This is a genomic window from Viridibacillus sp. FSL H8-0110 (assembly GCF_038003565.1).
GTDB lineage: Bacteria > Bacillota > Bacilli > Bacillales_A > Planococcaceae > Viridibacillus > Viridibacillus arenosi.
Genome location: NZ_JBBOPJ010000001.1, coordinates 4,308,783 through 4,322,517 on the forward strand (window position 1 = coordinate 4,308,783; position 13,735 = coordinate 4,322,517).

Here is a 13,735-nt window from a genome sequence, read left to right on the forward strand (position 1 = left end):
AGTTTAAAATTTAAAGGAAGTCATTTTTTATTAGTAAAATGGTTGCCATTGAAGCAATTCCTTCTTCGCGACCTGTGAATCCTAATTTTTCAGTAGTTGTTGCTTTGACATTTACTTGATCCGGTTCTGCATTTAAGAGTTCCGCAATTCGATTACGCATAGGTTCAATATATGGTGCCATTTTAGGTCGTTGTGCCATGATTGTGCAATCTACATTACCAAGTACATATCCTTTACTTTCAACGATTTCCCAAATATATTCTAATAACTTTGCTGAGTCAGCATCTTTAAATGCAGGATCTGTGTCTGGGAAATGACGACCGATATCCCCTTCTCCGATTGCCCCCAAAGCAGCGTCCGTTATTGTGTGTAATAAAACATCAGCATCCGAATGACCTACTAAACCTTTTTCATGAGGAATTGTAATACCTCCGATAATTAATGGTCGACCTTCTTCAAATGCGTGTACATCAAACCCTTGTCCTACTCGAAACATAGTTATCCTCCTATACGTTGGCTTAAAATCGCCTCTCCAAATATTAAATCTTCTTTTGTTGTTATTTTAACGTTATCGTAGCTACTTTCAACGATATGTACAACCTGACCTAAACGTTCGACTAACATAGCCTCATCGGTTCCTAAAAATTGATCCTTCTCAGCCGCATTTTCTGCTTCTTGTAAAATTGTAAACTGAAATGCTTGAGGTGTTTGAATCATCCATAAGTTAGAACGATCTACCGTCTCAACTATGACACCATTTTCAACTTTTTTCATCGTATCCTTTGTACGCACACCAGCAATTACCGCACCCTTCTCTTCTGCAGCCTCTACTAGCTTGTGAATAACCGGAATTGTGATAAACGGTCTAGCAGCATCATGAACGAGTACAATTTCACCATCTTCTACTTTTTTAACACAAGAATACACGCTATCTTGGCGTTCTGCTCCGCCATCCGGTAATGCTTTAACTTTTTTAATATTATATTTCACAAGGAGCGATTGGATATATTCTCGTTCTTCAGGTTTTACCGCTAACCAAATTCCCTTACATGCAGAGTCTTGTTCAAAGACCTCCAGTGTGTGGATTAATATTGGCTTTTCACGTAGTTCTAAGAACAATTTGTTATGTCCCGCACCCATACGCTTACCGCTACCGGCTGCAGGCAAAATAACGTCATATTGCTTCAAAATTTTCACGTCCTACTCATGGAAAAGGACAAGGCAAATTGCCCTGTCTCTTTTTGTTTTCTATTATGCTACTTTACCGCCACTTTTTGGTTTTGCAAAAATCATACGACCAGCAGAAGTTTGTAAAACACTTGTCACTACGACTACAATTGCTTGCCCAATATAGGATTTCCCTTCCTCAACGACAATCATTGTACCATCATCTAAATAAGCCACACCCTGATTGTGTTCCTTACCATCCTTGATAACAACTACATGCATTTCTTCACCTGGAATAACTACAGGTTTTACAGCATTGGCTAAGTCATTAATATTCAGAACAGCCACATTATGGAGGTCACATACTTTATTTAAATTAAAGTCGTTAGTTAAAATCTGACCACTCATTTTTTTAGCTAAACGAACTAATTTTAAATCCACTTCTTGAATATCATCAAAATCAACTTCTGTAATCAAAATATCCGTTGCCCGTTCATCCTGTAAAGTTCTTAAAATATCAAGACCTCGACGACCGCGGGTACGTTTAAGTGTATCTGAAGAATCTGCAATATGTTGTAATTCTGTTAACACAAACTGCGGAACGACTAATGTACCTTCTATAAAACCAGTTCTCGAAATATCAGCAATACGCCCATCAATAATAACACTCGTATCTAGTAGTTTATAAGCAGTTGCTGGTGTTTCTGAAGCAACTTCATCAGAACTTTTCTTTTTAGCTAAATTATTTGCTCTTGCTGCGGAAAACACATGAAGTAATTCATCACGTTTTTTAAAACCTACCTGAAACCCTAAATACCCAAGAACAATAGATAACAATATCGGTAAAACTGTCGTAATGACCGGAAGTTGTATACTATCAATCGAAAACCCAACAAAATACGCCACAATTAATCCTACAATCAAACCTAATGTGCCAAATAACAAATCACCAACTGGAGCTTTCAATAACTTGTCTTCCATCCAACGAATAAAACGGACACATGAATCGGAAAATAAAAATGAAAATCCAAATAAAATGAATGCGCCAATTGTAACTGACACATATGGATTATTTAGCCATGGGTTTGAGGATAAATGAATGAATTCGTATAATGGCGGTAAAAATAATAAACCCAACGTACCTCCGATAAATAAGAAAGCAACTTGAATAACTATTTTCAACAAAATGAACACCTCCTTTATAGTTTTAATTATACATAGTTTCCCTTTTATTTGCTCGGCAAACCCCTTGGACAATTCAAATCATTTTAATTGCTTGTTTTTTCTACTTTTCATTTTCAATCATCTAGAAAAAACAACTTTTTACACAAAAAACTTAATTTATAAATTAAACAAAATATGCTCTTTACAACAGAAATCCCTCTTGTTAATGACCATCCTTTAGTCAAATGTGACATCGTTATGTCACATTTCTTGAAATCGGTTACAATCTTCATATTCGAGAAAATTCACAACGCAAAACAGGAGGATTGTTATGAATCAAACAAAAAATATTAAAATAACAACTGCAGACCCATCAGGCATCGGACTTTTTGGACTAGCCATCGTTACACTTGTAGCCTCATCTCAAAAATTAGGGTGGACTGAAGGTGTGGGTCTAGTCATTCCCTGGGCAATATTCTTAGGCGGTATCGCACAATTTTATGCCTCTATACTAGATTCTAAACATAATAATACATTCGGTACTACTGCTTTCGGAGCTTATGGACTTTTTTGGATGGCAGTGGCTACTTCTTGGTTTGTTCAATCTGGAACTTTTGGATTAACGTTACAAGAAAGTGCTGATGTACATCAATTAGGGTTCGTATACATAGGGTACCTTGTTTTTACAATATTCATGACCATTGGTGCATTAGAAACAAATAAAGTACTATTTTTCATTTTCTTCTTAATCAATTTTTTATTTGTTGGCTTATCACTAAGTTCTCTTGGCATCATGGAACACGGCATGCACCTTCTAGCAGCTTATTCTGAGTTTGGCATTGCAATCCTATCTTTATACGGTGCTGGTGCAAATGTTTTGAACAAACATTTTGGTTTCGAATTTTTACCTTTAGGTAAACCTTTCGGAATTATTACTAAACCAGTAGAAAAAGAAAAAACCGCTCACTTACAAACAAATAACCAAACATTTTAGAAAAAGCGACAACCTTTTGGTTGTCGCTTTCATTTCACTACATCATAAATCGCGGAAGCAAAGTTTCAGCGCCTCGTTTACCGTCTCTACCCCAACTACTTCAATACCCGCTGGATAATCCCAACCCCCTATGTTAGAAGCAGGAACAATAGCTCGTTTAAAGCCTAGCTTTGCAGCTTCTTGAACACGCTGCTCCACACGTGATACACGACGCACTTCACCTGTTAAACCTACTTCACCAATAATACAATCTCCTGCACTCACAGCACGGTCCTGATAGCTTGAAACAATACTTGTTAAGACTGCTAAATCGATTGCCGGTTCATCTAATTTTACGCCACCTGCTACTTTAATATATGCATCTTGAGCTTGTAACAACATACCCATACGTTTTTCAAGTACTGCCATCAACAAGGATACACGATTCTGATCAATGCCTGTAGCCATACGTTTCGGATAGTTGAAGCTTGAAGGTGTCACTAAAGCTTGGATCTCAACCAGTATTGGGCGTGTCCCTTCCATAGAGGCAACGACACTAGAACCCGCAGCCCCTTGCGAACGTTCTTGCAAGAACAATTCAGAAGGATTTAATACTTCTTTTAAACCACCCTGTAGCATTTCAAAGATGGCAATTTCATTCGTTGATCCAAAACGGTTTTTTTGGCTACGTAATATTCTATACGTATGATGACGCTCTCCTTCAAAATAAAGAACCGTATCTACCATATGTTCTAAAATACGTGGACCTGCTATTTGCCCTTCTTTCGTTACATGTCCAACAAGAAAAATAGCAATATTTTTTGTCTTAGCAATTCGCATTAACTCAGCAGTACATTCACGCACTTGTGATACACTACCTGGTGCAGAAGTTACTTCTGGATGATGTACGGTTTGAATGGAGTCAACAATGACAAACTTTGGTTGAACTTCCTCTATTGTTTGATTTAAAAACTCCAAATTCGTTTCAGAGTAAATATATAACTCAGCTGACTTCACACCTAGTCGCTCTGCACGTAATTTTGTTTGGCGAATAGATTCCTCACCTGAAATATAGAGTACCCTATGACCTTTATTAGAAAGCAACGCCGAAACTTGCAAAAGTAGTGTGGATTTACCGATTCCAGGGTCGCCACCAATTAACACTAAAGAACCTGGCACTACTCCTCCACCAAGTACACGATTTAACTCATTTAGTTCCGTTTCAACTCTAGGTGCATCTTCTGTCTCAATCGAAATAATTGGCATAGCCTTTTGAGAAGTACTTGATGAGTGCTGGAACGCTCCTCTAGGTCCTTTAGAAATGACTTCTACTTCTTCCACCATCTTATTCCATTCACCGCACCCAGGACATCTTCCCATCCATTTTGGTGATTCATAGCCACAAGAATTACATAAAAATTTCGTTTTCTTTTTAACCATATTTCCTCCCACTAATACTTCTATTGTTCTCTCTATTATAAAACAAGGCACTCCAAACATGTTGTTCGGAATGCCCTGCTTTTTCAGACCTTTGATGAACTAAGTAGCTAACTACACAATTTCATCGTTAGAATGAATTATTTTGTTACAAACTCTTTAATATTTACAACAAACTCATCGTTTTCAACATCGAAAATGACACGCTGACCTGTTAGCACTGTTCCTTTTAAAATCTCTTCAGATAAACGGTCTTCCACATGTTTTTGTATTGCTCGACGTAAAGGACGAGCACCATACTGTGGATCATAGCCTTCTTTAGCGATTTTATCTAAAGCTGCGTCAGTTAACTCTAGTTCGATATTTTGTTCTTGCAAACGTTTTGTCAATTGTTTTGCCATTAGTGCAACGATTTTCGTTAATTCTTCTTTTTGCAATGCATGGAAGACAATCATCTCATCAATACGATTTAAGAACTCAGGGCGGAATGCTTTTTTCAATTCTGACATTGTAACACTCTTATTATCTTTGTGTATGTCTTTTGCATTAGCTGAGCTAAAACCGAGTGATTTTCTATATTGAAGTTCTGAAGCACCTACGTTTGATGTCATGATAACAACTGTATTTCTAAAGTCTACTACGCGTCCCTTAGAATCTGTTAAACGACCATCTTCTAATACTTGTAATAGAATATTGAAAACATCTGGATGTGCCTTTTCAATTTCATCAAGTAAAATAACTGAATATGGTTTACGACGGACTTTTTCTGTCAACTGACCGCCCTCTTCAAATCCTACATATCCTGGAGGTGAGCCAACAAGTCTCGAAGTCGAATGTTTTTCCATGTACTCAGACATATCAACTCGGATCATAGAATCTTCATCACCAAACATTACTTCTGCTAATGCACGAGCAAGTTCTGTTTTACCAACACCAGTTGGTCCAAGGAAAATAAATGAACCGATTGGACGCTTCGGATCTTTTAACCCTGCACGTGCACGGCGGATTGCTCTAGAGATGGCTTCAACTGCCTCAGTTTGACCAACAAGGCGTTTGTGCAACTCTTCTTCAAGGTTTAGCAATTTAGCAGATTCCTCTTGTGCTAACTTCGATACCGGTATCCCCGTCCACACAGAAACTACTTCGGCCACGTCATTAACAGTTACTTTGGATTCTTCTTTACCTTGCTTTTCTTTCCACGTTTTCTTTGTAGATTCTAATTCTTCTTTTAATTTTTGTTCAGTATCGCGAAGCGAAGCCGCTTTTTCAAATTCCTGACTTTGAACAGATGCGTTTTTCTCTGATCGAATCGCTTCTAGTCTTTGCTCAAGTTCTTTTAAGTTTGGAGGAGTTGTATAAGAACGCAACCTTACTTTTGATCCCGCTTCATCAATTAAATCAATAGCCTTATCTGGTAAGAAACGATCCGAAATATAACGATCGGACATTTTCGCAGCCGCATCAATGGCTTCATCCGTAATTTTCACACGATGATGCGCTTCGTAGCGATCACGTAAACCTTTAATAATTAGTATGGCTTCTTCAACAGTTGGTTCATCGACTTGAATTGGTTGGAAACGGCGCTCCAATGCTGCATCCTTTTCAATGTATTTACGATATTCATCCAATGTTGTAGCACCGATACATTGTAATTCCCCACGCGCTAGAGATGGCTTCAAGATATTCGATGCATCAATAGCACCTTCTGCTCCACCTGCGCCAATTAATGTGTGTAGTTCATCAATAAAGAGAATAACATTACCTGCTTGGCGAATTTCATCCATCACTTTTTTCAAGCGATCTTCAAATTCACCACGGTATTTTGTACCCGCCACGACTGTTCCCATATCAAGTGTCATAACACGTTTATCTCGTAAAATTTCAGGTACTTCATTGTTTACGATTTGTTGAGCTAAGCCTTCTGCAATTGCCGTTTTACCGACACCTGGTTCCCCGATTAAAACTGGGTTGTTTTTAGTACGGCGTGATAGCACCTCAATAACTCGTGTAATTTCCTTACTACGGCCAATCACTGGATCTAAGCTGCCATCTCTTGCAACTTGAGTCAAATCACGTGCCAAGCTATCTAAAGTTGGTGTACTTGCAGCTTGTGTAGCACTATTTGCATTTTGTGCATGATCATGACTACCTAACAGCTGTAACACTTGTTGGCGCGCTTTATTTAAACTAACTCCTGCGTTGTTTAAAACACGAGCTGCTACGCCTTCTCCTTCACGAATAAGGGCTAATAATAAGTGCTCTGTACCAATATAAGAGTGACCTAGTTTACGTGATTCATCGACAGATAGTTCGATTACTTTCTTTGCACGAGGTGTGTAATGCACGATTGGACCAACGTCTTTTGTACCTACACCAACTAGCTCCTCAATACCTTCTTCTATCATTTCAGAGCTAATATCAATTGCTTCAAGCGCTTTAGCTGCTATACCGCCACCTTCACGAATTAAGCCAAGTAAAATGTGCTCTGTACCGATTGATTCATGTTTCATACGAATAGCTTCTTCTTGTGCCAATTGAAGCACCTTTTGTGCGCGTTGAGTAAATCGATTAAACATCATAAGAATCCTCTCCCTCTTCGTCAGATTGACCTTTTTTTAATTCTCTATTGCATTGCAATCGTTCTCGCAACAAACTTGCTCGGTACACATCTCGTTCGTTTGGTTGAAGTGTAGTACCTGCATGTTGTTGTAAAAAGCCAGGCTGCATATAAAGCATACATTCGTTCAAAACAGCAATAGGTATATTCTGGATTATACCCAAATATATACCCAATCGAACGTTAGATAAACAATTTGCTGCTTCTTCGCTCGTTAAAATTCTGGCATATAGTAAAGTTCCCAATGAACGATTGAGACGATCCGCTAAAGCGATTGATGCATGTTCTATTAATGCAGTACGTGCTTCTGTCTCTTTTTGAATAATTTGTTCAGTTACACTTTGTAAGTCTAATAAAATATCCTTTTCTGATTTACCAAGTGTGATCTGATTGGAGATTTGATAATAATTGCCTACCGATTCCGTCCCCTCACCATACATTCCTCTCACAACCATACCAAGTCGTGGCATCGTACTTATGAGAGAACCAATTTGGTTTGTCATAGTTAATGCAGGTAGATGCATCATAATAGACGCCCTCAAACCCGTTCCTGTATTTGTAGGGCAACTTGTTAAATAACCAAATGTATCATCAAAAGCATACGGTAAATGATGCTCTAATAGACGATCAATTTGATCTGCGCTTTTATAAGCTTTTTCTAGTTGTAGACCTGGCTGTAAACATTGTATACGAATATGATCCTCTTCATTAATCATTACGCTAATCGATTCATCTTTTGACAGCAAAACCGATCCAACTCTCTCTTTATCTGCAAGCTGAGGACTGATTAAATGTTTTTCTACTAATACTTTACGCTGTAATGCAGGCATGTCATGCAATGAAAAATAAGAAAACTGAAAATGTTGTTCTTCCTCATCATCTGCATCAATCAATACATTCGAAACAGCTTTATCAATTTGCATTGCCTCTTCATCAGAAAAAGCTCTTGGAAAACGGAAATCTGTTAAGTTACGAGCTAACCTGATGCGAGTACTCATGACGATATCACCATATTGTCCTTCTTCTTGCATCCAATTGGTCGTTGGATTGTGTAAAAAGTGCTCAATGTTCATCTTGAGACTCACCCCCTACTTGTAACTTTTTTTCAAGAGTACGGACATTATCCCGCATTGCCGCTGCATCTTCAAACCGCTCTTCCTCTATGGCCACTTTCATGTCCAACCGAATTGCCTCGATTTGTCTTTTTAATTGGTATAGCTCATTAATAGATCCTGGCACTTTTCCAATGTGTTCCACTGCTCCATTATGCAAACGTTTTAATACCTGAGGTAACTGCTCTTTAAAAGTTTCATAACAACCAGGGCAATTAAATTTTCCCTCGTTCAAAAATTGATGGTATGTCATGCCGCATTCAGGACAATTCTCCTGTTCCTGCATTTTCTGCTCATTTACATTTGGTGCTGCAACTGACCAACTCGGTGTACCAAACCAATTTGAAAAAAGTTTATGCATTGAAATTGGATCGGCATTAAAATCGAGGTTCAAATGGAAAGAATCAAGTTGTTTATTGCACACTTCACAGAAATGCCTTGTCGTTTTTTTGCCATTCTTCATTTGTGTCACCGTGATAGTGGCCGGTCTTTGTTTACAGTTTTCACAAATCATACCCTCGCACCTCTTTTACAATTGCTTGTCATATTTTATAGTCAGTAGCATTGCTTGTAGGATACGCGCGCGAAGCTCATCACGTACCGGTAAATTTATTCGTAACACAGAACGATCAAGAGCTGCTAACATCATTTTAGCTTCTCTTTTCGTAATTACACCTTCGTCAATTAAACGGAAAATTAAATCATTCGTCATAGTTTGTGAAGCACCTTCGTTCACTTGCTCAATCACTTGGTCAATTAAATCCGCCTTTGAACTAGCTTTAACACGTAAAATTCTTATATATCCTCCACCGCCACGTTTACTTTCAACTAAATAGCCACGCTCGGCGGTAAATCGAGTATTTATCACATAATTAATTTGGGAGGGTACGCATTGAAATTTATCAGCAATTTCACTCCGTTTAATCTCAATATGTCCCTCTCCACCTAATTCGATAACCTCTTTCAAATAACCTTCTATTATGTCAGAGATATTACGCATTTCAAATTCCACCTCGCTTGCATCACTGACTTTGACTATCTTTGACTATATTTGATTACATTATACACAGCCTAATAAAAAACACGCAATTGAAATGCTCATTGAAATGTGTAAGGTACCTGTTTAGCCTCGAGAAGCACCCATACCTTCAAATCGAAAATGTCTTTTCAGTTTTCGTTCAAGAAAGTGGCAGTTACCTCGGAGCCATGTCGAGGCTGGTGAGCAGAAGAAGTACTAAAAACACTCATTTTAAGGAAGATCGTAAATCTTAGTCGTCCCATCGTAACAGTTGCTCGAAAAACATCCTACTTTCTCAAGATACCCGTTTCACTTATCTAATATTCGGTCAAAACAAAAACCGCGACAGCAATTGCCATCGCGGTTTTTCAAATCAATACCATTTCCCAACAATCGGGTAATTCCACTCTGTATCATTAAGAGCCTTTACAATACCTATTACTGGAATGACAACGCCCATAATCAAAAAGACTACTAAGAACGGAAGTCCAATTAATAAAAAACTAAATATCCCTGATACAATGACTAATACCCACATAACAAATTGGAACAATAGCGCTTGAATGGACAAACGCTTAATCTGTTTATCTTCAATAAAAATATAGAATAGGATTGGCACTAAACACGGCGCAAAAAATGCACTTGCGTGAAGAATCACTTTTAACCCTTTAGATTCCACTTAGAGCAACTCACTTTCATAAATTAATATGTTTCTTATTCTATTTATACGATTAAAAAATCCATTAGTTTCATATCCTCATAAAAAAAAGGAACATTCTTTATTTCGATTCGTCCTCTGAAGTAACAAAAGTAAGAGAGGAGTTTTTCCTTTGAAAAAAGCATTATTATTCATCGGTAGCATCGCATTATGCTTAATCATTTTCATTGTAATGCCTTATTGTTTATTGAAAAATTCATTTTCAAATGATTGCGAATCTAAAACTTCCTCATGCTCTAAAACCATTGAGCATAAAATAAAAATCATCAATTCAATAAGTGAGTCAGATGTTCTGTATCAAGATCAGAATACTATCGAAGACTCAACCGATAAAAGTCATCGAGATCAATTTTTATCAAGCCTTTTCCTAAGTGATAAATAAATACCATAAAATATATAAGAGGGCAGCTATGCATAAGCGCCCTCTTTTTTATTTCTATTTATCTTATGTTTCATTCAGCATCTTCCCGTGACAATACGATACCGTTTATGAGAGGATAGTTATACACTAGTTGAAATGAGGACGATCTATGATTCGGACCCTTGGCATTACTAATAATCAAGAACTAAAAATTAATTTTCCGCTAGAAGAATTACGAAATAATCCTTTTGAATGGTATTGGGTTGATTTTGATGAACCTACTGTGGAAGAAGAACTACTGCTAGACACATTCTTTCACTTTCACCCACTAGCTATTGAAGACTGTTTAATGCGATTACAACGACCAAAACTCGATTATTATGACGACTACCAATTTTTGGTTGCGCATAAGTTAAACGAAGAAACCTTTGAAGCCGAAGAGGTCAATATGTTCGTTTCCGAAAAATTTATTGTGACTTTTCATAAATCGCCAGTTCCTGAATTTGATATCGTCCGTTCACGTATACATGATCAACCACAGTATTGGGAAAGTGGCGCTATTTTCGTCGCTTATCAAGCAATAGATAAAATCGTAGATAGCTATTTCCCAATGGTCTACAACATTGAAGATCATTTAAATACAATTGAGGACGAGCTAAATTATCAAAGCAACACAAAATCTATGCGCTATGTATTTGATTTACGTAGTGATTTACTTCATATTCGACGTACCATTTTACCTATGCGCGACCTTTTATATCGTATTTTAAACTCCGAACGCTTTACATTGATCAAATCCGAACGTGCTTACTTTGTCGATATTCATGACCATTTGATAAAGCTAACAGAAATGGTTGAATCAAACCGTGAGCTTACTGCTGATATGCGAGATAGTCATATGTCTATGAATGCCAGTCGCATGAACGGCATTATGATGATCTTGACCATTATCTCATCTATTTTCATTCCACTAACCTTTATAGCTGGTGTATACGGTATGAACTTTGAAAATATGCCCGAATTACATTGGCATTACAGCTACTTTATCGTTCTAGCTATTATGCTTATTATTGCCATATCTATGTTAGTTTGGTTTAAATACAAAGGTTGGTTCGACTTATTCAAACCATAAAAAAACGCAGGCTCTCCACAATTTAAGGAGAGTCTGCGTTTTACTTTAGTTCATCGTCTTTAGCATCTTTTAAACCAAATAATACAAAAGAAATGGCACCCGAAAATAATGCTGCACCTAAGGCAATCATTATACGTGAGTTCAAAGGAACGTCTGTATAATCCTTATTCAATAACATCAACGCCGATACCACTACAACTGCCATTATTGGTAAAGCAAATTTCATCCCTCGCTTACGATCCATTGACCAATACATCCTTTTCATCAAGACATTTCTTTTATTGTAGCATGGACAACCTACAAGAACACGGTGAAATAATATGTGACATCGTTTGTTCACTTCTCTGTGTCAGTTTTAAAGGTGCTTTTTTATAAGTAGATCCATCAAATACTCGGCGCATTACTTTATACCTCTAATATTAACTTCAAAATTCCTTATTTATTAATTAAATATTACTAAATTCTCAATAAAAAGAAATCTATATTATGTCTATAGATACGTTAAAAATGGTAGAATAGAATCATCATAAACTAAACTTCGCTTATAGTAGAATGGAGAAATTGACGTGTCAATTTGGACAATGAGAAGAACAAGAAAAGAAAAAGAACCCTATTTTCAAACAGAGAACTATATGAATCGAGTTACTTTAAACGTAACTAGACATCATGATATACAAAAACAATTTCAATTATTAGATCTAACTAAGCAAGATTTAGCTATTTTAAAACAACTACAACCATTGACTCAGGAACTCATCAACGAAATGGTTGAGAAATTTTATGAAGCTATTAGCCAATCTGATACTTTAGTGGGTATTATTCAAAAGCATTCTAAAATCAACAAATTAAAAGTAACATTAACACGTCACCTATCTGAAATGTTTGAATGTAATATTAATGATGATTACATTGAACAACGCAAGATTATCGCACAAGTACACGTTCGCATAGGCCTACAATCGAAGTGGTATATTAATTCATTCCAATCTTTAACTACCTCTTTCATTCATTTTGTTAATAGTCTAGATCTAAGTGCAAAGGAGTCGACTTTAGCAATTAGTGCATTTTCAAAGTTAATAAATCTCGAACAACAGCTAGTTATTGAGGCTTATGAAAATGAACAAGATCGTATTAGGGATAATTCAGATGAAAAGCAACAAAAAGTTGTCATCTCAGTTCAAAGTACGGCACAAGAGCTTAGTGCTATTAGCCAAGAAACAACTGCTTCTCTACAATCTTTAGCTAGCCAATCAGATGACATTGCTCAATCAACTCAACAAGGCTTAATGTTCGTAACTTCTACTCAAGAAAAATCTGATAGTGGCAGAGAGCTATTAGACGCACAAACAAAATTGATGAACAAAATGTCTTCAAGCGTCACTTTATTAGATGAGACTATGAATAGACTACGTATTTCTTCTAATGAAATCACACAAATTGTTCGTCTAGTAACAGACATTGCAGATCAAACTAATTTGCTTGCATTAAATGCGTCGATTGAAGCAGCTCGCGCGGGCGAACATGGTAAAGGCTTCGCTGTCGTAGCTGATGAAGTACGTAAATTAGCTGAGGAAACGAAGAGTGCTGTTCGAAATGTATCACTTCTTATTAAAGACACTGAAAATAACATTGAGAATATGTCCAGTTCAGTTAAGGATGTCGATGTTCAAATCTCTAAAGGTGTTGAAATGCAAAGTACCCTTTCTCAATCATTTAACATAATTGCAGAGGCGGTTGCAGGTATAAAAGAAAAAAATGAAAATACTACTAAAGACATTACTAGTATTTCTCATTTACTTGAAGATTTGAGCCAAGGAGCTGCTCAAGTATCTGCATCATCTGACCATCTAATTGAAATTACAAGCCAATTAAATTAATAAAAACAGGCTGTTCGCTATGAGTTTCATAGTGAACAGCCTGTTTTATACTATTGATAAAATCTCTTTATTCCATAAAAACCACCAAATATAAAGAGAACTCCAACTAATATGATTGCTATAATGCACATCATTTCTGACATCATTTATCCGCCCTAA

The 13,735-nt window shown here is 36.9% G+C and carries 14 protein-coding genes; 4 read left to right on the forward strand and 10 right to left on the reverse strand.

Annotated elements, in window-relative coordinates; genetic code table 11:
- Window positions 1–10: 10 nt before the first annotated feature.
- The 3 genes from ispF to MHH98_RS21355 form a co-directional block, all read right to left on the reverse strand.
- On the reverse strand, window positions 11–496 hold the full coding sequence (gene ispF, locus MHH98_RS21345) for a 2-C-methyl-D-erythritol 2,4-cyclodiphosphate synthase (RefSeq protein ID WP_038179011.1): 486 nt from the start codon (window positions 494–496) through the stop codon (window positions 11–13).
- A gap of 2 nt (window positions 497–498) precedes the next feature.
- Complete coding sequence (gene ispD / locus MHH98_RS21350) at window positions 499–1,188, reverse strand: 2-C-methyl-D-erythritol 4-phosphate cytidylyltransferase (RefSeq protein ID WP_038179009.1); 690 nt, start codon at window positions 1,186–1,188, stop codon at window positions 499–501.
- A 63-nt stretch (window positions 1,189–1,251) separates the two neighbouring features.
- Entirely contained in the window at window positions 1,252–2,352 is a 1,101-nt protein-coding gene (locus MHH98_RS21355; RefSeq protein WP_038179007.1) for a PIN/TRAM domain-containing protein, read from the reverse strand.
- A gap of 310 nt (window positions 2,353–2,662) precedes the next feature.
- On the opposite strand from MHH98_RS21355, the gene MHH98_RS21360 reads away from it, so the two are divergent.
- Window positions 2,663–3,325 carry an acetate uptake transporter gene (locus tag MHH98_RS21360; RefSeq protein ID WP_038179005.1) on the forward strand — a complete coding sequence of 221 codons (663 nt, stop codon included), beginning with the start codon at window positions 2,663–2,665 and terminating at the stop codon, window positions 3,323–3,325.
- 42 nt (window positions 3,326–3,367) lie between these two features.
- Here MHH98_RS21360 and radA read toward each other — a convergent pair whose 3' ends face one another.
- The 6 genes from radA to MHH98_RS21390 form a co-directional block, all read right to left on the reverse strand.
- Window positions 3,368–4,744 (reverse strand): DNA repair protein RadA, encoded by a 1,377-nt coding sequence (gene radA, locus MHH98_RS21365; RefSeq protein ID WP_038179003.1) that lies wholly within the window; start codon window positions 4,742–4,744, stop codon window positions 3,368–3,370.
- Window positions 4,745–4,881: 137 nt separating this feature from the next.
- Window positions 4,882–7,320, reverse strand: coding sequence for an ATP-dependent Clp protease ATP-binding subunit (locus MHH98_RS21370; protein WP_038179001.1), 2,439 nt, complete (start codon window positions 7,318–7,320; stop codon window positions 4,882–4,884).
- Entirely contained in the window at window positions 7,310–8,431 is a 1,122-nt protein-coding gene (locus MHH98_RS21375) for a protein arginine kinase (protein ID WP_038178999.1), read from the reverse strand. The genes MHH98_RS21370 and MHH98_RS21375 overlap by 11 nt, the downstream gene beginning before the upstream one ends.
- Window positions 8,421–8,984 (reverse strand): nucleotide excision repair protein, encoded by a 564-nt coding sequence (locus MHH98_RS21380; protein ID WP_038178997.1) that lies wholly within the window; start codon window positions 8,982–8,984, stop codon window positions 8,421–8,423. The genes MHH98_RS21375 and MHH98_RS21380 overlap by 11 nt, the downstream gene beginning before the upstream one ends.
- A 15-nt stretch (window positions 8,985–8,999) precedes the next feature.
- Window positions 9,000–9,470 (reverse strand): CtsR family transcriptional regulator, encoded by a 471-nt coding sequence (locus MHH98_RS21385; RefSeq protein WP_038178995.1) that lies wholly within the window; start codon window positions 9,468–9,470, stop codon window positions 9,000–9,002.
- Between the two features lie 391 nt (window positions 9,471–9,861).
- Window positions 9,862–10,167, reverse strand: a complete 306-nt coding sequence (locus MHH98_RS21390; protein ID WP_038178993.1) for a DUF4870 domain-containing protein — start codon at window positions 10,165–10,167, stop codon at window positions 9,862–9,864.
- Between the two features lie 151 nt (window positions 10,168–10,318).
- Here MHH98_RS21390 and MHH98_RS21395 point away from each other — a divergent pair, with 151 nt between their 5' ends.
- Together MHH98_RS21395 and corA are read left to right on the forward strand one after the other, a co-directional pair.
- Window positions 10,319–10,588 carry a hypothetical protein gene (locus tag MHH98_RS21395; protein WP_038178991.1) on the forward strand — a complete coding sequence of 90 codons (270 nt, stop codon included), beginning with the start codon at window positions 10,319–10,321 and terminating at the stop codon, window positions 10,586–10,588.
- Between the two features lie 148 nt (window positions 10,589–10,736).
- Window positions 10,737–11,699: a magnesium/cobalt transporter CorA gene (gene corA, locus MHH98_RS21400; protein ID WP_038178989.1), complete on the forward strand. Its 963-nt coding sequence runs from the start codon at window positions 10,737–10,739 to the stop codon at window positions 11,697–11,699.
- A 40-nt stretch (window positions 11,700–11,739) separates the two neighbouring features.
- Here the strand turns inward: corA and MHH98_RS21405 are convergent, their stop codons facing one another.
- Complete coding sequence (locus MHH98_RS21405) at window positions 11,740–11,943, reverse strand: hypothetical protein (protein WP_038178987.1); 204 nt, start codon at window positions 11,941–11,943, stop codon at window positions 11,740–11,742.
- A gap of 322 nt (window positions 11,944–12,265) precedes the next feature.
- Between MHH98_RS21405 and MHH98_RS21410 the strand changes: the two genes are divergently transcribed.
- Window positions 12,266–13,576 (forward strand): globin-coupled sensor protein, encoded by a 1,311-nt coding sequence (locus MHH98_RS21410; RefSeq protein WP_235175665.1) that lies wholly within the window; start codon window positions 12,266–12,268, stop codon window positions 13,574–13,576.
- The last annotated feature ends 159 nt before the right edge of the window (window positions 13,577–13,735 follow it).